The sequence below is a fragment of the Solimonas sp. K1W22B-7 genome (assembly GCF_003428335.1).
Classification (GTDB): Bacteria; Pseudomonadota; Gammaproteobacteria; order Nevskiales; family Nevskiaceae; genus Solimonas_A.
In genome coordinates, this window is the sequence record NZ_CP031704.1 from 3154427 (window position 1) to 3174319 (window position 19893).

At 68.1% G+C, this 19893-nt stretch carries 17 protein-coding genes and 1 riboswitch; of the genes, 5 read left to right on the plus strand and 12 right to left on the minus strand.

Translation table 11 applies throughout. From position 1 onward, the window contains the following. Window positions 1-10: 10 nt before the first annotated feature. The 10 genes from lgt to gcvT all read right to left on the minus strand — a co-directional run bounded on the left by lgt (window position 11) and on the right by gcvT (window position 8454). The gene (gene lgt, locus D0B54_RS14295) at window positions 11-796 is read right to left on the minus strand and encodes a prolipoprotein diacylglyceryl transferase (protein WP_117291967.1); all 786 of its coding nucleotides are present in this window, start codon (window positions 794-796) and stop codon (window positions 11-13) included. An 83-nt stretch (window positions 797-879) separates the two neighbouring features. Next, window positions 880-2055: a class I SAM-dependent rRNA methyltransferase gene (locus D0B54_RS14300; RefSeq protein ID WP_117291968.1), complete on the minus strand. Its 1176-nt coding sequence runs from the start codon at window positions 2053-2055 to the stop codon at window positions 880-882. After that, window positions 2052-2981 (minus strand): carbohydrate kinase family protein, encoded by a 930-nt coding sequence (locus tag D0B54_RS14305; RefSeq protein WP_117291969.1) that lies wholly within the window; start codon window positions 2979-2981, stop codon window positions 2052-2054. Before D0B54_RS14305 ends, D0B54_RS14300 begins: the two co-directional genes overlap by 4 nt. 14 nt (window positions 2982-2995) lie before the next feature. After that, window positions 2996-3355, minus strand: coding sequence for a diacylglycerol kinase (locus D0B54_RS14310; RefSeq protein WP_117291970.1), 360 nt, complete (start codon window positions 3353-3355; stop codon window positions 2996-2998). Window positions 3356-3358: 3 nt separating this feature from the next. Beyond that, window positions 3359-3580, minus strand: a complete 222-nt coding sequence (locus D0B54_RS14315) for a DUF2798 domain-containing protein (RefSeq protein ID WP_117291971.1) — start codon at window positions 3578-3580, stop codon at window positions 3359-3361. Continuing rightward, window positions 3577-5037 (minus strand): aminomethyl-transferring glycine dehydrogenase subunit GcvPB, encoded by a 1461-nt coding sequence (gene gcvPB / locus D0B54_RS14320; protein ID WP_117291972.1) that lies wholly within the window; start codon window positions 5035-5037, stop codon window positions 3577-3579. Before gcvPB ends, D0B54_RS14315 begins: the two co-directional genes overlap by 4 nt. Before the next feature lie 7 nt (window positions 5038-5044). Next, window positions 5045-5542, minus strand: a complete 498-nt coding sequence (gene tpx / locus D0B54_RS14325) for a thiol peroxidase (protein ID WP_117291973.1) — start codon at window positions 5540-5542, stop codon at window positions 5045-5047. Window positions 5543-5567: 25 nt separating this feature from the next. Then, entirely contained in the window at window positions 5568-6926 is a 1359-nt protein-coding gene (gene gcvPA, locus D0B54_RS14330; RefSeq protein ID WP_117291974.1) for an aminomethyl-transferring glycine dehydrogenase subunit GcvPA, read from the minus strand. A gap of 15 nt (window positions 6927-6941) precedes the next feature. Next, window positions 6942-7331 (minus strand): glycine cleavage system protein GcvH, encoded by a 390-nt coding sequence (gene gcvH, locus D0B54_RS14335; RefSeq protein ID WP_117291975.1) that lies wholly within the window; start codon window positions 7329-7331, stop codon window positions 6942-6944. 40 nt (window positions 7332-7371) lie between these two features. Then, window positions 7372-8454, minus strand: a complete 1083-nt coding sequence (gene gcvT / locus D0B54_RS14340; protein ID WP_117291976.1) for a glycine cleavage system aminomethyltransferase GcvT — start codon at window positions 8452-8454, stop codon at window positions 7372-7374. A gap of 125 nt (window positions 8455-8579) precedes the next feature. Further along, window positions 8580-8676: riboswitch (glycine riboswitch) on the minus strand. A gap of 309 nt (window positions 8677-8985) precedes the next feature. On the opposite strand from gcvT, the gene D0B54_RS14345 reads away from it, so the two are divergent. The 5 genes from D0B54_RS14345 to D0B54_RS14365 all read left to right on the plus strand — a co-directional run bounded on the left by D0B54_RS14345 (window position 8986) and on the right by D0B54_RS14365 (window position 17128). Beyond that, a complete protein-coding gene (locus D0B54_RS14345) occupies window positions 8986-10632 on the plus strand; it encodes a ShlB/FhaC/HecB family hemolysin secretion/activation protein (RefSeq protein ID WP_117291977.1) in 1647 nt (548 codons plus the stop codon). 10 nt (window positions 10633-10642) lie between these two features. Beyond that, window positions 10643-14062: a two-partner secretion domain-containing protein gene (locus tag D0B54_RS14350; protein ID WP_117291978.1), complete on the plus strand. Its 3420-nt coding sequence runs from the start codon at window positions 10643-10645 to the stop codon at window positions 14060-14062. A gap of 14 nt (window positions 14063-14076) precedes the next feature. Beyond that, window positions 14077-14973 carry a FecR family protein gene (locus tag D0B54_RS14355; protein ID WP_162932429.1) on the plus strand — a complete coding sequence of 299 codons (897 nt, stop codon included), beginning with the start codon at window positions 14077-14079 and terminating at the stop codon, window positions 14971-14973. Window positions 14974-15159: 186 nt separating this feature from the next. Further along, window positions 15160-15915: a SapC family protein gene (locus D0B54_RS14360; RefSeq protein WP_117291980.1), complete on the plus strand. Its 756-nt coding sequence runs from the start codon at window positions 15160-15162 to the stop codon at window positions 15913-15915. Between the two features lie 28 nt (window positions 15916-15943). After that, window positions 15944-17128: a glycosyltransferase gene (locus D0B54_RS14365; protein WP_117291981.1), complete on the plus strand. Its 1185-nt coding sequence runs from the start codon at window positions 15944-15946 to the stop codon at window positions 17126-17128. Here D0B54_RS14365 and D0B54_RS14370 read toward each other — a convergent pair. Then, complete coding sequence (locus tag D0B54_RS14370; protein WP_117291982.1) at window positions 17123-18283, minus strand: FAD-dependent monooxygenase; 1161 nt, start codon at window positions 18281-18283, stop codon at window positions 17123-17125. The genes D0B54_RS14365 and D0B54_RS14370 overlap by 6 nt on opposite strands. Next, window positions 18280-19467 carry a 2-octaprenyl-6-methoxyphenyl hydroxylase gene (gene ubiH / locus D0B54_RS14375; RefSeq protein WP_117291983.1) on the minus strand — a complete coding sequence of 396 codons (1188 nt, stop codon included), beginning with the start codon at window positions 19465-19467 and terminating at the stop codon, window positions 18280-18282. Before ubiH ends, D0B54_RS14370 begins: the two co-directional genes overlap by 4 nt. Window positions 19468-19893 lie beyond the last annotated feature (426 nt).

A 19893-nucleotide genomic window follows, 5' to 3' on the forward strand; every position in this document is an offset into this window, starting at 1 on the left:
GGGCCCGGCATCAGCGCCGGCGGCCGTAGCCGATCGCCAGCATCACGGCGCCGGCGGCAATCATCGGTGCGCTCAGCACCATGCCCATGGTCAGCCAGCCGGTACCGTAAAGGTAGCCGATATGCGAGTCCGGCAGGCGCACGAATTCGACCAGGCTGCGGAAGACGCCATAGCCGACCAGGAACAGGGCCGACACCGCCATGCGCGGCCGCGGCTTGCGGGCAAACCACCACAGCAGGGCGCAGAGCACAGCGCCCTCGAGGAAGGCCTCGTAGAGCATCGAGGGGTGGCGCGGGTCCGGCCCGGCACGCGGGAACACCATGCCCCAGGGCAGGCTGGTGGGCGCGCCCCAGAGTTCGCCGTTGATGAAGTTGCCGATGCGGCCGGTGAACAGGCCCACCGGCACCAGCGGCGCGGCGAAGTCGGCGATGTCGAAGACATTGAGCTTGTACTTCCAGGCAAACAGGAAGTAGGACACGATCACGCCGATCAGGCCGCCGTGGAAGGACATGCCGCCTTCCCACATGCGGATGATCACCAGCGGATGCTCGATGAAGCCGGAGAAGTTGTAGAAGAAGGTGTAGCCGATGCGGCCGCCCAGGATCACGCCCATGACGATGTAGAACAGCAGGTCGGAGACCCGCTCCTTGGGCCAGGCGATATGCGGCTGGCGGGCGCGGATGGTGCCGAGATACCAGGCGCCCCAGAAGCCCAGCAGGTACATCAGGCCGTACCAGTGAACGGACAAGGGACCGAGCTTGACCGCGACCGGGTCGATGTTGGGATGGACGAGCATGGGAATGTCTGGAAAGGGCTGCGGCTATTGTCGCGGATCGGGGCCGGCGGCGCACCGGGTGGGTGCGCCAGCCGAACGCCGACTCAGCTGGCCAGGACGCGGCAGGTGTAGGCCTTCAGGTACCGCGTTTCCGGGATCGCCGGATGCACCGGATGGTCGGCGGACTGCGCGCCCTGCTCCAGGATCTGCAGGCGCCGGCCGGCGTTGCGCGACTCGCGCAGCAGGATGCGCTGCAGCGCCTCGGCCTCGAGGTGATGCGAGCAGGAACAGGCGATCAGGATGCCGTCCGCCGGCAGCAGCTGCAGGGCGGCGCGGTTCAGCGCGGCATAGTGCTCCAGGCCGGCCTCGTAGTCCTTCTTGCGTTTGATCAGCGCCGGCGGGTCCACCACCACGACCTCGAACTGGCGCTGTTCGCGACGCAGCTGCTTGAGGGCGTCGAGGGCGTCGTCGCGGATGGTCTCGATCTCGAAACCGTTGAGCGCCGCGGCACGGCGGGCGGCGTCCAGCGCCGGCTGCGAGCTGTCGATGCAGGTGACCGCGCTGGCGCCGAAGGCCGCGGAACGGATGGCCCAGCCACCGACATAGGAGAACACGTCGAGCACGCGCGCGCCGCGCACGTAGCGCCCCAGGCGGTCACGGTTGTCGTGCTGGTCGTAGAACCAGCCGGTCTTCTGGCCGCTCTTCAACGGCGCGACGAAACGCACCCCGCTTTCCAGCAGCTCAACCTCGTCGGGCACCTCGCCCACGGTCTCGACGTAGGCCGGCAGGCCTTCCAGCTCGCGCAGGCCGCCGTCGTTGCGCAGCAGGATGCCGCGGGGCTTGAGTACGTCCTGCAGGGCCTGGATGACCTCGGCCTTGAGGTTCTCCATGCCAGCCGTGCCCAGCTGCACCGCGCACCAGTCGCCGTAGCGGTCCACCACCAGGCCCGGCAGTCCGTCGGACTCGCCGTGCACCAGGCGGTAGAACGGCGCGTCGTAAAGCCGCTGGCGCAGCGCCAGGGCGGCCTCGATGCGGCGCGCGAACCAGGCGGCGTCGATCGTGGTGTCGGCGTTGCCGGCCAGGATGCGCACCGACAGTAGTGCGTGCGGGTTGACGTAGCCGACACCCAGGGGCTTGCCGCGGTCGTCGCTGACCCGGCACAGGCTGCCGGGGGCGATGGCGCGGAACTGCGCGTCGGTCTGCAGCTCGTTCGAGTAGACCCAGAGGTGACCTGCGCGCAGGCGCCGGTCTTCGCGCGGCTTGAGCTTGAGCTCGATCATGCGAAGTCGTAGCGGAATTCTTCGCGGAAGCGCTCGCGGAACTCGTCCTGGGTGAAGCGGTGGTTCTGCGTCCCGGGCCGCTCGATGTTGTAGGCGCCCATCAGGGAGGCGATGCGGCCGGTGGTTTCCCAGTCCTTGCCGTTCTGCAGGCCGTAGAGCAGGCCGGCGCGGAAGGCGTCGCCGCAACCCGTCGGATCGGTCAGCGAGCCGGCCTCGGCACAGGGAATCTCGTACTGCTTCTTCTTCGTGATGATGTGCGAACCCTTGCCGCCGCGGGTCACGATCAGCGCGTCGAGACGGTCGGCGATCTGGCGCAGGGTCCAGCCGCTGCGCTCCATCAGCAGCTCGGCCTCGTAGTCGTTGACGGCGACATATGCCGCCTTGTCGATGAAGTCGCGCAGGTCTTCGCCGCCGAACATCGGCAGGCCCTGGCCGGGATCGAAGATGAAGGGCACGCCGGCCTCCGCGAACTGGCGCGCGTGCAGCAGCATGCCGTCGCGCCCGTCCGGCGACACGGTGCCGATCTTCACGCCGGCCGGCACATCCTGGGTGTGCGAGAAGCTCATCGCGCCCGGATGGAAGGCCGTGATCTGGTTGTCGTCGAGATCCGTGGTGATGTAGGCCTGGGCGGTATAGGCATCCGGCATCAGCTTGACGTAGTCGCGGGAGATGCCGTTCTTGTCCATCCACTCGGCATAGCGCTCGAAGTCATTGCCGACCGTGCCCATCGGCAGCGGGTCGCCGCCCAGCAGCTTGAGGTTGTAGGCGATGTTGCCGGCGCAGCCGCCGAACTCGCGGCGCATCTGCGGTACCAGGAAGGACACATTCAGGATGTGCACCTTGTCCGGCAGGATTTCGTTCTTGAAATGGCCGGGAAACACCATGATGGTGTCGAAGGCAAAGGAACCGCAGATCAGGGCAGACATGTTGGTTTCTGTATTCAGCCGAAGTAGATCAGGCCCCAGACCACCGGGACCTGGACCAGGGAAAGATGGACCGCCGCGGACCCCAGGTCCTTGGCGCGACCCGACAATACGTGACGCTCGATGCCGATGCGGTCGACCACGACCTCCACCGCGGTGTTCAGCAACTCGGTGATCAGCACGCAGAACAGGCTCATGAGCATGATCGCCCGCTCGATGCCGTTGTCACCCAGCCACAGGGCGGCGGGCACCAGCAGCAGGCACAGCACTGCCTCGATGCGGAAGGCCTCCTCTTCACGGATCGCCCAGCCCAGGCCCCAGTAGGACACCCGGGTGGCCCTGAGCAGGCGTGCCCAGCCCTTGATGCCGTCGGCCATGGTCTACTCCGTCACTCGCGCAACGACACGTTGGCCCAGCGGCGCCAGCACCAGGATCAGCGGCAGGGCGACGACGAAGGCCACCCCCCAGGCATGCAGCCACTTGCCCGGAAAACCGCCAGGCCCCAGGTTGACCAGCGTCAGCACCGCCGACATCAGCATCGACATGTTGAACGCCATGAACAGCGCGAACAGGCGCGGCGCATGGCGGCGCGGCAGCTTCATGCCGCCGGCTGCCAGCGCAGGTCGAGCTGGCGCGCGGCGCGCACGTCGTCGAGCCGGCGCACCGGCATCGTATAGGGCGCACCCTTGACGTAGGCGATGTCGGCCTTGGCCTCTTCCCAGATTTTCGCCATCGCCTCGACGAAGGCGTCGAGCGTCTCGCGGTCCTCGGTTTCGGTGGGCTCGATCAGCAGGCACTCCGGCACCAGCAGCGGAAAGTAGATCGTCGGCGCGTGATAGCCGTAGTCGAGCAGGCGCTTGGCGATGTCGGTCGCCGTCAGTTCGATCTCCTGCTTCTGCTTCTTCAGCGTGATGATGAACTCGTGGCTGGCACGGCGCTCCGGGAAGGCCAGGTCGAAGCCCTTGTCGCGCAGGCGCGCCGCCAGGTAATTGGCATTGAGCGTGGCGAACTCGGCAACGCGGTGCATGCCCTCGCGGCCGAGCAGGCGCGCATAGATGTAGGCGCGCATCAGCACGCCGGCATTGCCCATCCAGGCCGACAGGCGGCCGATGGTCTGCGGCAGGTCGCGCTCGTCGAGCCAGCGGTAGCCGTTCCCTGCCCTGCCCACCACCGGGATCGGCAGGAAGGGCTTGAGGCGCTCGGACACGCCCACCGCGCCGGCACCCGGACCGCCGCCGCCATGCGGCGTCGAGAAGGTCTTGTGCAGGTTCATGTGGATGACGTCGAAGCCCATGTCGCCGGGGCGCACCTTGCCGAGGATGGCATTGAGGTTGGCGCCGTCGTAGTACAGCAGGCCGCCGGCCTCGTGCACGATGCCGGCGATCTCCTTGATGCGGCGCTCGAAGACACCGAAGGTCGAGGGGTTGGTCAGCATGATGCCGGCCGTCTTCGGACCCACCGCGGCTTTCAGTGCCTCGACATCGACGTCGCCGTCGGCATTGGTCTTGATCTCGCGCACGGTGCAGCCCAGCATCGCCGCGGTGGCCGGGTTGGTGCCGTGTGCCGCGTCGGGGACCAGGATCTCGGTACGCGCCAGGTCGTTGCGGGCGCGGTGGTAGGCCTGGATCATCGCCACGCCGGCGAACTCACCCTGCGCGCCGGCCATCGGCGTCAGCGATACGCCGGCCATGCCGGTCACCGCCTCGAGGATTTCCTGCAGGTCGTGCATGCAGGCCAGGAAGCCCTGGCTGTGCGTGTCCGGCGCCAGCGGGTGGCGCTGCAGGAACTGCGGCAGCATCGCCAGCTGGTTACAGGCACGCGGGTTGTACTTCATCGTGCACGAACCCAGCGGGTAGAAGTGCGTGTCGATCGAGAAGTTCTTCTGCGACAGGCGCGTGAAATGACGCACCGCCTGCAGTTCCGACACCTCCGGCAGCAGCGGCTTGTCCTTGCGGCGCAGGCTTTCCGGGATGCCGGACAAGTCGACGTCGCCGCCAGGATTCTGCGCCGCGGCCACACGGCCCGGACGCGAGTGTTCGAAGATCAGCTTTTCGCTCATGGTTCTTTCAGAGCGCGGCCAGGGCCGCGTCGTAGTTGGGTTCGTTGGCGATTTCAGACACCAGCTCGCTGTGCAGCACGCGGTTGTCCTCGTCCAGCACCACCACGGCACGGGCGGTGAGCCCGGCCAGCGGGCCGGTCTCGATCAGCAGGCCGTAGTCCTTGGCGAAGTGGCGGTCGCGCATCATCGACAGCATCTGCACGTTGGCGATGCCCTCGGCGCCGCAGAAGCGCGACTGCGCGAACGGCAGGTCGGCGGAGATGCACAGCACCACCGTATTCTTCAGGCTGGCGGCGCGCTGGTTGAACTGGCGCACCGACATCGCGCAGGTCGGCGTGTCCACCGACGGGAAGATGTTCAGCACCTTGCGCTTGCCGACGTAGTCGTGCAGCGACACGTCCTTGAGGTCCTTGGCCACCAGGCGGAAGCCCAGGGCCTCGGCGCCGGTGGCGGGGAGGTTGCCGTTGGTCTGGACCGGGTTGCCCTTCAGGGTGATCGTAGCCATGAAATCTCTCCTTTTTCGCTTGTTGTCAGGCCAGCGCCGCGGCGAGCGCGTCGGCGAACTGCTGCAGTTGTTCGGGTGTCTTGGTCTCGGTGGCGCAGACCAGCACGGCATTGCCCAGCTCCGGGTAATGGCGCGACAGGTCGAAGCCGCCGAGGATGTCCTGCTGCGCCAGGCGCACCAGCACCGGTGCCACCGGCCTGGGCAGGCGGACCACCGTCTCGTGGAAGTTCGCGGCGTTGAAGGCGAGGCTTACGCCGGGCACCGCCGTCAGCTTCGACATCAGGCTGCGGGTATTGGCCAGCGAGGCCGAGGCCACCTTGGCCAGCCCCTCGGGCCCGACGATGGTCATGTAGATCGTCGCCGCCGTGACCAGCAGGCCCTGGTTGGTGCAGATATTGGACTTGGCCTTGGCCCGGCGGATGTGCTGCTCGCGCGCCTGCAGGGTCAGCGTGAAGCCGGGCTTGCCTTCCAGGTCCACGGTGCGGCCGACGATGCGGCCGGGCATCTCGCGCACGAACTCCATCTTCGTGGTGAGAAAGCCGAAGTACGGACCGCCGGAGGCCAGTGGCGCGCCCAGGGGCTGGCCTTCGCCGCAGACGATGTCGGCGCCGCGCGTGCCCCAGCTGCCCGGTGCCTTGAGCACGGCCAGCGAGGTCGGGTTGACCACTGCGACCACCAGCGCGCCCTGGGCATGCGCCCAGTCGGTGATGGCATCGACGTCTTCCAGCGTGCCGAAGAAGTTGGGCTGCGCGATCACCACGGCGGTCGGCGCACTGCCCTCGTGGGCCTTGAGCGCCGCCAGCGGGGTCTGGCCGCTGGCCGGGTCGTAGTCGACCAGGACCTGCTGCACCCCCTGGGCCGAGGCGGTCGCCGCCACCACGTCGCGGTAGTAGGGATGCACGGCGCGCGGCATCAGCACCTTGCAGGAGCCGTTGGTCTTGTTGGCACGCACCGCCATCAGCAGCGCCTCGCCCAGCGCGGAAGCGCCGTCGTACATCGACGCGTTGCTGACCTGCATGCCGGTCAGGCCGCAGATCATGGTCTGGTACTCGTACAGCACCTGCAGCGTGCCCTGGCTCGCCTCGGCCTGGTAAGGCGTGTAGGCGGAGTAGAACTCGCCGCGGGTGGTGATCTCCCATACCGCTGCCGGAATGTGGTGCTCGTAGGCGCCCGCGCCGAGGAAACTCAGGGCCGAGCCGTCCTGGGCCGCACGCGCACGCATCAGCTGCGCCACGCGCATCTCCGGCAGGCCCTCGGGGACTTCTTCCAGGCTGCCGCAGCGCAGGTTCTCGGGAATCTCGTCGAACAGCGCCTCCAGCTTCGGCGCGCCGATGACGGCCAGCATTTCGCGGACGTCGGTCTCGGTATGGGGAATGAACGGCATGTCGTCTTTCTTTGCTTACAGCGTCTTGATGAAGTTCTCGTAGCCGGCCGCATCGAGCAGCCCGGCCAGCGCGCCGGCATCCGCCGGCTTGATGCGGAACAGCCAGCCCTCGCCGTAGGGATCCGAGTTGAGCAGTTCCGGTGCGTTGCCGAGCTTGTCGTTGGCGGCGATCACCTCGCCGGCCAGCGGCGCGTAGACATCGGAGGCGGCCTTGACCGATTCGACCACCGAGCAGGCCTCGTCGGCCGCAACCTTGCGGCCCGGCTTGGGCACCTCGACGAACACCAGGTCGCCCAGGGAATTCTGCGCGTAGTCGGTGATGCCGATGGTGATGCTGCCGTCGGCCTCGGCGCGCAGCCACTCGTGGGACTTCGCGTACTTCAGGTTGGCGGGAACGTTGCTCATGAGTTTTCCTCGATCAAGCGATTGAATGGGGATATTGAAGTCAAACCAGGATCTTGCCGTTGCGGACGAACGGCGGCTTCACGATGCGCGCCGCGACCCACTGGCCGCGGATTTCCACCTCGCAGGCACCGGAAGCGCCCGCGTCGACCCGCGCCAGGGCAATGGACTGTTTCATGGTCGGGGCGAAGCCGCCACTGGTGGTCTCGCCCGCGGCGCCGCCGGCAAACCGGACCCTCATGTGGGCGCGGGCGATGCCGCGGCCTTCCAGCACCAGGCCGACGAACTGGCGCGGCGACTTGCCGCGCAGCGGCTCCAGGGCGGCGCGGCCGATGAAATCGCGGTCCGCCGGCTCCCAGGCCAGGGTCCAGCCCAGGCCGGATTCCAGGGGCTGGGTGGACTCGTCCATGTCCTGTCCGTAGAGGTTCATGCCGGCCTCCAGGCGCAGCGTGTCGCGCGCACCCAGCCCGCAGGGACGCACGCCGGCCGCCAGCAAGCCCTGCCACAGGGACATCAGGTCGGCGTGCGGCAGGATCAGCTCGAAACCGTCTTCGCCGGTGTAGCCGGTACGGCCGACAAAGGTCTGGCCGTCCTCGGCCGCCTGGAACACCTGCAGGCCCGCCGCCGCTTCGCGCAGCCCGGCCGGCAGCAGGGGCAGCACCCGGGCCCGGGCCTGGGGGCCCTGCACGGCGAGGATGCCCAGGTCGGCGCGGCGGCGGACGTCCACGCCATAGGCCTGTGCCTGCCGTTCCAGCCAGGCCAGGTCCTTGTCGGCGGTGCCCGCGTTCACCACCAGGCGGAACCAGTCCTCGCGCATGAAATAGGCGATCAGGTCGTCCAGGATGCCGGCATCCTCGCGCAGCAGGCAGGAATACAGCGCCTTGCCCGGCAGCGTCAGGCGGGCGACGTCATTGGCCAGGACCTGGCGCAGGAACTCGCGGACCCGGGGGCCCTGCAGGTCGACGGCCGCCATGTGGGCCACGTCGAACATGCCGGCGCCTTCCCGCACCGCATGGTGCTCGTCGAGCTGCGACTGGTACTGGATCGGCATTTCCCAGCCGGCAAAATCGACCAGGCGTGCGCCGAGGCGGGCGTGTTCGGCATGTAACGCTGTTTTTTTCAGCATGCGGTCCTGTAGATCCGGTTTTCGGGCAAGGACCGCCCTGACTCTGTCCTTGGACCTGAAAGTTCGGAGGCGTCGCCGCCTCTGCCTCGTCGGTGGCCCGCAAGCGGGCGCTCTCCAGAGTACGCGCAAACCATCCGCTCCTGGGTACCTGAGCGATTCCGGGCGGATTTGCGCCTTCGGTGCCACCGACAAAAAAACGGTGGTCTCTCGCGGATGGGGAAATGCGTGGCGGAATGATACCGGGGCGGGGGGCGAATGGCGAGCGCCGGATCCGATGCCCCGCGTTCGGCTTGCCCGGGAGTGGCGTGAAGCCCCTTTCCGCCCGGGCCAAAAGCTCCACGGCCGGGCGTTCGGCGCGGCTCAACTGTGAAGCTCGACACAATTGGAAATAAGACTGGCAACATATTGAAAGAACTACGTCACGCCAACCGCCCGCACCACCCGCTTGCGTGGTTGGAACCCCCCTTTCCATGGGCTATAGTCGGACTCGCATCGACGGCCGCGTGGCCGCAGCCGCAATTCGGGGGAATAATGAGCGCATCGACCATCGGACCGCGGTCCGCCCTTCTCGCTTCAGGTTGCCTTCTGGCCTGTTTTGGAGCGCAGGCCCAGATCACCCCAGGCCAGGTCGGAGACACGCTGAAAAAGCCGATCGAGCTGCAGCCGGTCAGGCCCGCCCCCACGGTGCAGACCCAGCCGCAGGAGGCGCCACCGGCTTCAGCCAGCAGCAAGACGCTGACGGTCCAGCAGTTCGAGTTCGCCGGCAATACGCTGTTCAGCGGTGCCGAACTGTCGGCCCTGGTCAAGGATTACCTCAACCGCCCGGTCACGCTGCTGGATGTCTTCGAGGCCGCCGACAAGGTCGCCGACTTCTACGTGTCCAAGGGCTACACGCTGGCTTCGGTCAACGTGCCGCCGCAGAAGATCGAGCTGGGCACGGTGCGCCTGCTGGTCAGCGAAGGCCGCATAGCCCGCATCAGCGCCGAGGACAACAAGCTCTATACCAGCGAGCAGATCACCGAGCAGCTCGGCGAGATCCGCCCCGGCACGGTGTACCAGGGCGGTGCCCTGGCCGAGCGCGTGCGCAACCTCAATACCCTGCCGGGCCTGCAGGCCAAGGCGATCGTCAAGCCCGGCGAGCGCTATGGCACCAGCGACCTGGTGATCAAGACGGTCGAGGACCCGGTCAGCGGTTCGCTGATCGTCGACAACTTCGGGCGCGAAAGTATCGGCGAGATGCGCGTTTCGGCCTTCGGCCAGGTCAACAATCCGCTCAAGGTCGGCGACCAGCTGCAACTGCTGCTGCTGCGCTCGGAGGAGGACCTGCTGCGCTACGGTTACTTTGCCTACAGCCTGCCGGTGAACTTCAGCGGCACCCGCCTGACCCTGTCCTACGGCCACGCCGAATTCGATGTCGCCGGCACGGCGCCGGTCGACGGCCGCAACGACAGCGCCCGCCTGCTGCTGGACCACCCGCTGCGCATCACGCCCAACAGCCGCCTCAATGTCAGCCTCGGCGCTTCGCGCACCGAGGCCGATTCCGACTTCACCGGAATCACCTTCAGCGATACCTCGATCACGCTGGTGGAAGTCGGCGCCAGCTACACCTATAACCATGCGAACCTGGCGGTGACGCAGGCGGTGCTCAACCTGAGCAGCAATTTCGACCAGCTCGAGCGTTCGGAACTGGCGACACTGCCGCTGGGCGAGCACCTCAATGCCGGCCAGCGCATCCGCGCGGAACTGGACATCCAGCACCTGCGCCCGCTGGTCAAGGGCTTCCAGCTGTACGGCCATTTCAACGGCGTGTACTCCCCCGATCCCCTGTCGGACATCACCGCCTACTCGCTCGGCGGCCCCAACGGCATCCGTGGCTATCCGGCGTCCGAAATCCGCGGCGACCGCGGTTATTTCGGGCAACTGGGCATCAACTTCCCCGTCGCCATCGCCGGTGCCCGCGTGACCCCCCGCATCTTCGCCGACTCCGGCAAGGTCTTCACGGTCGACCCGGGTCCTGCCGATTTCCACGAGAAGACCCTGACCAGCGTCGGCTTCGGCGCCGACCTGCAGTACCAGCGCATCAACGCCAAGGTCGACTGGTCCTTCCCGCGTGAAGACCGCACCTCCAGCGACGGCGAAGACGACCGCGTCTTCGGCTCACTGGCTGTTTCATTCTGAGGAACACGTCATGCTCAAGTTCGCCCTCCGCCCGCTCGTCGCCGCATTGCGCGACCCGCGCTGGTCCCTGGCTATCGCAGGCGTAGTGGCTCCCGGACTGGTCCTGGCCGCCCCCAGCGGCGGACAGGTCGTAGGCGGACAGGCGACGATCGGCGGCACCGGCGGCAATGTGGTGGTCAACCAGGCTTCGAACTCGGCCATCATCAACTGGCAGCAGTTCTCGGTGGGCGGCAACGAGTACGTGGTGTTCAACCAGCCCTCGGCCTCGGCGGCAGTCCTGAACCGCGTGATCGGCGGCAGCCCCTCCGAAATCCTCGGCAACATCTCCGCCAACGGCCGGGTCTTCATCATCAATCCCTCGGGCGTGATGTTCGGCCAGGGCGCCAAGGTGGACGTGGGCGGCCTGGTGGCCAGCACGCTCAACCTCAGCGACAGCGACTTCATGCAGGGCCGCTATGTCATGGCCGGCGCGCCGGGCAATTCCGCGTCGGTCAGCAATGCCGGCCGCATCACGGCGGCCGATGGCGGCTTCGTCGTGCTGGCGGGCGGCAAGGTCAGCAACAGCGGCCTGGTGCAGGCCCGGCTGGGCAAGGTCGCACTGGCCTCCGGCTCGCAACTCACCCTGGGACTGGACGACCAGGGCCTGGTCGATTTCAGCGTCGATGCCGCGGCCCTGTCGGCGGCGGCCGGCGTGGAGAACATCGGCAGCGTGATTGCCGACGGCGGCAGCGTGGTCATGAGCGCGCAGACCGCGCGCGGCCTGGTCGGCAGCGCCGTCAACAATCGCGGCACCGTGCAGGCCCGCTCGATCGGCGAGCATGAGGGCTCGATCTACCTGATGGCCGAGGGCGGCGATATCCGCCAGGACGGCCTGATCGACGCTTCCGGTGCCGTCGGCACCAATGCCGGCAAGGTCCGCATCGAAGGCGATGGCGACATCCTGCTGAGCGGCCGGTCGCGCATCGTCGCCACCGGCGACAGCGGCGGCGACGTGCGCGCCATCGCCACGGGCACGACCACCTACGCCAAGGGTGCGAAGCTGGATGTGTCCAGGCAAGCCGGCAGCGGCGCGGGTGGCTTCGTCGAACTTTCCGGCCACGGCCACCTGACGGTCGAAGATGTCGTGCAGTTGGGACGCGGCGGACACCTGCTCTACGACCCCACCAACTTCACCATCGGCACCACCGATGGGCAGGACAGCATCAGCGAAGCCACGCTCGAGAGCCAGCTGCGCCAGACCTCCGAGGGCGGCACGGTCACCATCGCGGCCGACCGCTCGATCACCATGGCCAACCTCGGCGACAACGTGCTCGACGGCACCAATTCGCAATCCGGTCTCGGCGGCGGGCTCGACCTGCAGATCACCGGCACCGGCAGCGACACCTTCATCAGGTTCGACGACCTCAACGACCAGATCAAGGTCGATGGCCCGCTGTCCATGGTCAACGGCAGCTACGGCGGCACGATCAACGTCGGCAGCCTGGTCAGCGGCCGGGACGTGTTCATCACCTCCTACGGCAATGTCACCACCCGTGCGGTCACCGCCAGCAACGGCGTCATCGACATCGAGACGTTCTCGCCTTCCTCGGGCGGAAGCAGCGCCCGCAACATCAGCACCGGGGCGCTGAGCGCGACGAACGGTTCCGTCAGCCTCTACAGCGACAACGGCGGCGTCACCACCGGCAACATCACCTCGACCAATGGCGATGCCTATGTCGACGTGTACGCCGGCGGCGGAAACATCCGGACCGGCAACGTCACCGTCACGACGAACGCTTCGACCCTGAGCGCCGGCGAAGGCGGTTTCATCTTTGCCGACGCCAACATCTACATGAACGCGACCGGCAGCATCGACGCCGGCAACCTGAGCGCGACGGCCAACGGCGACGGCACGAGTTCCACCCCGACCTACCTGGTCGCGGGCGTGTCGCTGACGGCGAACTCCGAAGGTACCGGCACGAACACGCACATCGTCACCGGCAACATCAGCACCAGCGCCGTCGCCGGCTCGGGAACCCCCACTGCGTTCTCCGAGGCGGGAGTCCACCTGGCCAACGGCGGCATCGGCAACGAGGGCGGCGAAGAAGGCGAGGACGAGTTCCTGCTGCCCGGCGGCAGCATCACCACCGGCACCATCACCGCCAGCGCCACCGGCGGCAGCCAGAGCCCGGCCTGCCAGCAGCAGACCTGCGCCGCGGGCACGGCAGCGGCGGTCGTGACAATCGACGCCAGCGGCAACGTCACGACCCAGGCACTGACCACCAGCGCCAATGGTCCGCAGACGGGCGACCTGGCTACCATCATCATCAGCGCCGCGGGCGATGCGGACGTGAACGTCGCATCCGTCAGCATGACCGGCGACGCGACGCAGCTGCTCATCTCGGCACGTTCGACCGACGACGTGGAACCCCCGCCGACCAGTCCCGGCGGCCTGGTTGCCCCCGTCCCACGGGCCGCCGGCGACGAGGGCAACATCACTCTCGGGCGCATCCAGGGCGCGTCGTCGATCATCCTGCGGGCCAGCGACAATCTCTCGATCGACGCCGGCAACAACAACGCGATCCTGCCGAGCGGCGCGTCCACCGTCCTCCAGGCCGGCGACGATCTGACGCTCAAGGGCCGCAGCCTGATCCTCAGCGGCTCGATCGACGCCGATCGCCTGATCATCGAAACCACGCAGGAAGTCGTCAGCACCGGATCGGCCTTCATCGATGTCGGCGGCATCAGCGTGCAGGCCAGCCGGATCGACCTGCGCACGGCCTTCATCTCGGTGGGCAACGAAAGCATGGACCTGGGCAAGGACCCGGGCCTGCTGTCCAAGGTGCCGCAGGCGCTGCGTCCGGGGACCGCGGGACCCAATGCCGCCTTCGTCGCCTCGCAAGGCGTGCAACTCGGTCAAATGTCGATCGAGGGCGGCTATCTCTTCGTCAAGGCACCGAGCGTTTCGGCCGTATCGATCAGCGCCGAAGAGGACATCTTCTACAACTACCGCCCCTTCAGCGAAACGGCGGCTTTCAGCGTGCCGGCCAATGGCGGCCTGCTGCCGGGCAGTGGGGTCACCTATGCACTCGGCGGCACCGGCTACCGTGGCGATATCACGGTGACCCGGCAGAGCGCGATCACCCTGGCCGCACCCGACAAGGAACTGAGCGACACCAACTACCTGTTCCTGACGCAGGGCCGCGTCAACGGCAAGAACCTGCTCAGCGAGTTCACCAGCGGCCAGGTCCTGGTCCTGGAAGGCGACGCCGGCCCCGAAGAGCCGCAGGAGCCCGAGCCGGAACCAATGGAGCAGGCCGAGGTGGCGCAAACCGCCATCAGCCAGATGGAAGTGTTCAGTACCGACGGCGTGAGCGGCATCGAAGTCGCCGACGCCTCCCTGGTCGAGGAAGTCACCGACTCGCCGGATGAAACCCTGGAGTGCCGCTAATGGGAAACCTCGCCATGCGCATCAAACTGAGCGGGGCGCTGGCTGCCCTGGCCCTGCTGCTCACCGCGCCGCAGGCCTGGAGCGCCGTTGCCGCCGCGGGCGAAGTCGCCCTGGTCACCGGCCGCGGTTCCGCCACCAACCCCGCCACCGGCAGCATCCGCGATCTCGACAAGGGAACGCAGGTGTTCCCGGGCGAGATCATCAGCTCGGCGGTCAACAGCTACGTGAACATCAAGTTCGCCGACGGCAGCTACATCCTGCTGCGGCCGAACACGCGCTTCCAGATCGAGGAGTTCGAGCTGGCCGGCGCGACCCCGCCGCCCGCGGAAAAGCCCGCCGCCCCGGCCAAGCCCAAGGAACCTGCGAAGCCGGCTGCCAAGCCCGGCGCCAAGGCTCCCGCCACGCCCGGCAGGGACACCGCGGCAAAGCCGGCGGCGCCTGCCCCGACCCCGGCGGCCCCTGCCGCCGCTCCGGCAACGCCGGTGGCCTCGGCGCCGACCGCCGCAGCGCCCGGCTCTCGCGCCTTCTTCAAGCTGCTCAAGGGCGGCTTCCGCGCCGTGTCCGGCCTGATTGGCAAGGTCGATCGCAACGAGTACCGGGTCAGCACGCCGGTGGCGACGATCGGTATCCGCGGCACCGACTACCTGCTGGTCCTCTGCGACGAGAAGTGCCGTACCGATCCCGTGGTCGGCGACACCGTGCCGGAGGGTTCGGCGGTGGACGGCGGCCTGATCGTCGGCGTGGTGAGCGGCGGCGTGGCCGTGCTCAACAACGAAGGCAAGACGGCTTCGCTGACCGAGAACCAGTACCTGATCAACCTGCCCGACGGCACGCAGATCTTCCTGCCTTTCGAGCCACGCTTCCTGCGCGTGGACCCGATCCCGAATCCGACCACGGTCTGCCCGATCTGAACCAGCAGCTTTCCCTGAGCCCCGCCCTTGTGCGGGGCTTCTTTTTGCGCGAAACAGACAGGGCAGTCCGCAAATGAACGCCGGTAAACGCCAATATCCGTTTTGTATTAGCGTTCGCTGGCGCTCATTTGCGGACTGGATTCTTCGGCCTGCGCGGGTCGACGATGGAGGGTGCGAGCCTTGACGATGTCCCTGAAGCTGCAATCCCCGCGGGGCTATGGCCCGGTGGTGCCGCTGGAGCCGAAGCGGCATGGCGGCATGGGCCTGCGCCCGGGACTGGACCATCGCTGGGCCGCGGTCCTGAATGCCATCCCGATCAGCGCTTCCGAGTTCTTCAAGTCCGGCCTGGACTACCCCATCGCCTTCGTCCGCCAGGACCACAACGGCGAGTTCACCCCGGTCATCGCCACCGGCCTGCGCGAAGGCCAGAATCTCCATGTCGGGGCAGACGGCCACTGGCGTGCGCAGACTTATGTGCCGGCCTATGTGCGTCGCTATCCGTTCTGCATTGCGCCGCTACCGGGCAAGGAAAAGGGCAGCACGGCGCGGCCGCTGGTCTGTGTGCAGGAGGACCAGCTGGTGGCCGACAGCGCGCGTCCGCTGTTCGACCGCAACGGCGCACCGACACCGGCCTGGAAGCCGCTGCTGGAGCTGCTGGAGGCCGTGGAAGGCGCGCACCAGCAGACCCGCGTGCTGTGCCGGCGCCTGGAGGCGCTGGGCCTGCTGATCCCCTTCGAAGCGGTGGCGACGCCACGCCAGGGAGAGCCGCTGCGCCTGCACGGCCTGTTCCGCGTGGACGAGCAGAAGCTGGCCGGGGTCCCCGGCCGCGACCTGCGCACGATGATGCGCAAGGGCGAGTTGCGGGCGGTCTACGCCCATCTCAATTCGCTGGAGAACTTCGGCCGCCTGCTGGACCTGAACCAGGCGGCGGCCAGGGCATGAGAGTCCCGATGCTGCTTCCCGCGACGCCATGAGCCGCATCCTGCTGGCCTGGGAACTGGGCGCCGGCTTTGGCCATGTCGCGATCCTGCGCAGCGTGGCACAGGCCTTGAAAGCCCGCGGTCACGACTGCATTTTCGCGGTGCGCGAACTGGGGACTGCCGAGGAGTATCTGCCGGACCTGGGGCCGGTATTGCAGGCTCCGCGCTCCCCGCCCCTGGCCCGGAATCCGGTCAAGGTCCAGACCAGCTACGCCAGCCTGCTGCACAACACCGGCTTCGACGACCCCATCGAACTGGCGGGGCGCCTGCGCGCCTGGCTGGAGCTGATGCGGGTGCTGCGCATCGACGCGGTGCTGGCCAATCATGCGCCGGGCGCCCTGATCGCGGCACGCGCCCTGGAACTGCCGCGCGGCCACTTCGGCGCCAGCTTCATCGTTCCCCCGGCCATGGCACCGTTTCCCTCGTTCCAGCCGCAGCTGCAGATCGCCGACTCGGTGTTGCGGCACAACGAGTCGGAGGTGCTGCGCTCGCTGAACCGTGCACTGGAGCGCCAGAAGCTGGCACCGCTGGAATCGCTGCAGCAGATCTTCGAGGGCTGCCACACCCGCATCTTCGGCTACGCGGAACTGGACGCCTATGGCGCCGCGTCGCGCGCGCCGGCAAGCCACCTGGGGCTCCCCGACCAGTCCCACGGCAAGGCCCCGGCATGGGCCGACTTCGCCGGCCCGCGCGTGTTCGCCTACCTGCGGCCGTTCGCGCACCTCAATCCGGTCATGCAGGCGCTGCAGGCCAGCCGCCTGAACGTGCTGGTGCGCATCGCCGAACTGCCGCCGCAAAAGCTGCGCTCCTTCCTGCGTCCCGGGCTGGTGGTCACGGCAGACTCGGTGCACCTGCGCCAGGCCGCCGAGCAATGCGACGCGATGATCCACTACGGACCGGACGGCGGCACCGCGGACATGCTGCTGGCCGGCAAGCCGGGACTGCTGCTACCGATCGACGTGGAGAAGGTGCTGCTGTCCTGGCGCGCGCAGCAACTGGGCGCGGTGCTGGTCAGCGAGGGCCGCGACGCCACGGCCATCGGCGGCTTGCTGGAGCGGCTGGTGGAAGACCACAGCCTGAGACGCAGCGCCGAGGCCTTTGCGGCGCGCTACCGGAACCAGGACCGCAGCGCCATCCCGGCGACGTACGCCGCGTCCTTCCTCGACTCGCTATAGGCCAGCGGCCTGGCGCGCCAGCAGGGTCTTCAGCGGCTGCAGGCGCTGCACGGCCTGCATGCCCAGATCGCGCAGGGGCTGCCAGCCCGGCAGGTCCAGGTCGAAAGCCCGCGACAGGCCGTCGGTCACCGCCAGCATGTCGAGATTGCCGGCCTTGCGCGCGCGCTCGTAGCGCTTGAGGTTGCGCAAGCTGCCGTAGTCGCGGCCGGCGTCGCGCGCCTCCACCAGCGCACTCACCAGCGCCGCCGCATCGGAGAAGCCCAGGTTGACCCCCTGCCCGGCCAGCGGGTGCACGCTGTGCGCGGCATCGCCGGCCAGCGCGAAGCTGTCGCGCACGTACTCGGTCGCATGGCTGAGGCGCAGCGGGAAACTGGCGCGCGCGGTGGTGGCCGTGATCGCCCCGCGCTCGTACTGGATGGCCCCGGCCAGTTCGGCCATGAAGCCCGAGTCGTCCAGCGCCAGCAGCCGTGCCGCGTCGGTGCTGGACCAGACGATAGAAGAACGGCCGTCGCCCAGCGGCAGGAAGGCCAGCGGGCCGCTGCGCAGGAAGCGCTGCAGCGCGACCTGCGCATGCGGCTTCTCGGTGCTCACGTGGGCGACGATGGCGCGCTGCGCGTAGGACCAGCCGACCGTGTCGATCCCGGCCATGGCACGCAGCTGCGAATCCACGCCATCCGCCGCCACCAGCAGGCGGCAACCCAGCGTCCGGCCGTCGGCCAGGCGCAGTTCCGCACCCGCCTCGTCCAGGGACAGGGCCTCCACCGCGCTGCCGCCATGGATGCGGGCGGCATCGAGTTGCTGCCACAACCGCCACTGCAGCATGCTGTTCTCGACGATGCTGCCCAGCGCCGGCAGGCGCAGTTCGGCCGCATCGAAAATCAGTGCCTGCGCGGGATCCTCGGACCAGACCTTCATGGCCTGGTACGGGCCCTCGCGCCAGCCGCCAAGCTGCTGCCAGGCGCCGAGCCCGGACAGCCAGCGGATCGAGGCCGGCGACAGGGCGTAGACGCGCAGGTCGTCCTGCGCCGGATCGAAAGGCTTCGGGGCGGCGCCGCGCTCGACCAGGGCGGCATCGAAACCGGCCTGCTGCAGGGCCAGCACGATGGCGCAGCCCACCAGGCCGCCGCCCACCACCACGATGTCGTGCCGGATCATGGCTGGCCTTCGCGCGCCATGCGCGGCGCGTGGCCATAGCCGAGGTTCTGCCACATCACGGCCTGCTTCAGCGGCGGCGTCAGGTCCAGGGCCAGCAGCCCCAGGTGGCGCAGCGCGGAGAAGCCCGGCAGGCGGTTGGAGAAACTGCGCACCAGCCGGTCGGTGAACTGCGAGACGCGCTCGCGATCGGCCTGGCGCGCGGCCTCGTAGTCGCGCAGCAGCGCGGCGGCACCAGGATCGACGGCGGCCTCCAGGGCCTCCGCCACCGCGGCGACGTCGCGCAGGCCCAGGTTGAAGCCCTGTGCCGCGACCGGGTGCAGCGACTGCGCGGCATTGCCGGCGAACAGCACGCGCGGCACCGTCAGGCGCTCGCTCATCACCCGCGACAGCGGATGGGCGTTGCGGCGGCCCAGCGTGACGAAGCGGCCGAGCCGCTCGCCGAAGGTATCCTGTGCCTGCGCGAGGAATGCCTCGTCGCTGCAGGCCAGCATGCCGTCCACCTGGCGTGCAGGAACCGTCCAGACCAGCGAGCAGGCACCGTCCGGCTTGGGCAGCAGGGCGATGGGGCCATCCGGCGTGAAGCGCTCGTAGGCACAGCCCTGGTGCGGACGCGAAACGCGCACGGCCGTGACGATGGCGGATTGTTCGTAGTCGCGGCTGTCATGGCCGATGCCAAGCATCGTGCGCACCGCAGAGTGCGCGCCGTCGGCCGCCACCACCAGCTTCGCCGACAGGCGCTCGCCGCCCTCCAGTTCCAGTTCCACGCCATCGCCCTGCAGTTGCAGCCGCGACAGCCGCGTCGGGCACAGCAGCGTGGTGTTGGTGCCCTGCGCCCGGCGCCATAGCACCGTGCCCAACTGCCGCACCGGGATGTTGTAGCCCAGCGCCGGCAGGCCGGCCTCTTCGGCGGTGAAACGCGCCACGCCGAAGCGCCCGCGCTCGGAGATGTGCGTGGACCGGATCGGCTCCGCCGCCGGCGCCAGTTCCTCCCAGGCACCGAGCGCCGAGAAGATCGCCTGGCTGGCCGCGTTCAGCGCGATGCAGCGCTCGTCCCAGGAAGGCGCGCCGGAAGGCGGCGCGGCGGCTTCGAGCAGGGCGACGCGGTGACGGCTGCCGGAGAGCGCCAGCGCGAGGCTGGCACCGACGAGGCCGCCGCCGACGATGATGACGTCAAATTCTTTCATGGTGAAAGTTTCGCATTGCCGTTGATGCCGCTATCCGTTCTCTTTTCCAAAGTCTTGGTGAGCGTGAGCGAATGCTTTTGACGTTCCGGGTTCCCTCGTAGCGGCGCCCGCACAGGGGTCGGGCGCAGGGGGCGAGCCGGACAGGATGTCCGGCCGAGGACACGCAGGCCATGGATGGCCTGTGTGTCCGACCCGTCCGCGCCCGACCACTGGGCGGGGCACCCCGCTTCAGCGGGGCGCCGATACAAGGGTACGTTTTCTTTTGGTTACTTTTCTTTGTCGTATAACAAATAAAAGTGACTCGCCCTTAGGCGAAATAAACCTACAGAGAACCGCAGCTCCTGACCGGCCTCGTGGCCGGCGTTACCGACAAGCTGTGAAGGGTTTCATACAGCACCACCCTCACCCCAGCCCTCTCCCGCCAGC

Excerpts from the sequence above, each read along its gene's own strand:
- lgt (WP_117291967.1), bottom strand. The coding sequence starts at position 796 with ATGCTCGTCCATCCCAACATCGACCCGGTCGCGGTCAAGCTCGGTCCC.
- D0B54_RS14300 (WP_117291968.1), bottom strand. The coding sequence starts at position 2,055 with ATGATCGAGCTCAAGCTCAAGCCGCGCGAAGACCGGCGCCTGCGCGCA.
- D0B54_RS14305 (WP_117291969.1), bottom strand. The coding sequence starts at position 2,981 with ATGTCTGCCCTGATCTGCGGTTCCTTTGCCTTCGACACCATCATGGTG.
- D0B54_RS14310 (WP_117291970.1), bottom strand. The coding sequence starts at position 3,355 with ATGGCCGACGGCATCAAGGGCTGGGCACGCCTGCTCAGGGCCACCCGG.
- D0B54_RS14315 (WP_117291971.1), bottom strand. The coding sequence starts at position 3,580 with ATGAAGCTGCCGCGCCGCCATGCGCCGCGCCTGTTCGCGCTGTTCATG.
- gcvPB (WP_117291972.1), bottom strand. The coding sequence starts at position 5,037 with ATGAGCGAAAAGCTGATCTTCGAACACTCGCGTCCGGGCCGTGTGGCC.
- tpx (WP_117291973.1), bottom strand. The coding sequence starts at position 5,542 with ATGGCTACGATCACCCTGAAGGGCAACCCGGTCCAGACCAACGGCAAC.
- gcvPA (WP_117291974.1), bottom strand. The coding sequence starts at position 6,926 with ATGCCGTTCATTCCCCATACCGAGACCGACGTCCGCGAAATGCTGGCC.
- gcvH (WP_117291975.1), bottom strand. The coding sequence starts at position 7,331 with ATGAGCAACGTTCCCGCCAACCTGAAGTACGCGAAGTCCCACGAGTGG.
- gcvT (WP_117291976.1), bottom strand. The coding sequence starts at position 8,454 with ATGCTGAAAAAAACAGCGTTACATGCCGAACACGCCCGCCTCGGCGCA.
- D0B54_RS14345 (WP_117291977.1), top strand. The coding sequence starts at position 8,986 with ATGAGCGCATCGACCATCGGACCGCGGTCCGCCCTTCTCGCTTCAGGT.
- D0B54_RS14350 (WP_117291978.1), top strand. The coding sequence starts at position 10,643 with ATGCTCAAGTTCGCCCTCCGCCCGCTCGTCGCCGCATTGCGCGACCCG.
- D0B54_RS14355 (WP_162932429.1), top strand. The coding sequence starts at position 14,077 with ATGCGCATCAAACTGAGCGGGGCGCTGGCTGCCCTGGCCCTGCTGCTC.
- D0B54_RS14360 (WP_117291980.1), top strand. The coding sequence starts at position 15,160 with ATGTCCCTGAAGCTGCAATCCCCGCGGGGCTATGGCCCGGTGGTGCCG.
- D0B54_RS14365 (WP_117291981.1), top strand. The coding sequence starts at position 15,944 with ATGAGCCGCATCCTGCTGGCCTGGGAACTGGGCGCCGGCTTTGGCCAT.
- D0B54_RS14370 (WP_117291982.1), bottom strand. The coding sequence starts at position 18,283 with ATGATCCGGCACGACATCGTGGTGGTGGGCGGCGGCCTGGTGGGCTGC.
- ubiH (WP_117291983.1), bottom strand. The coding sequence starts at position 19,467 with ATGAAAGAATTTGACGTCATCATCGTCGGCGGCGGCCTCGTCGGTGCC.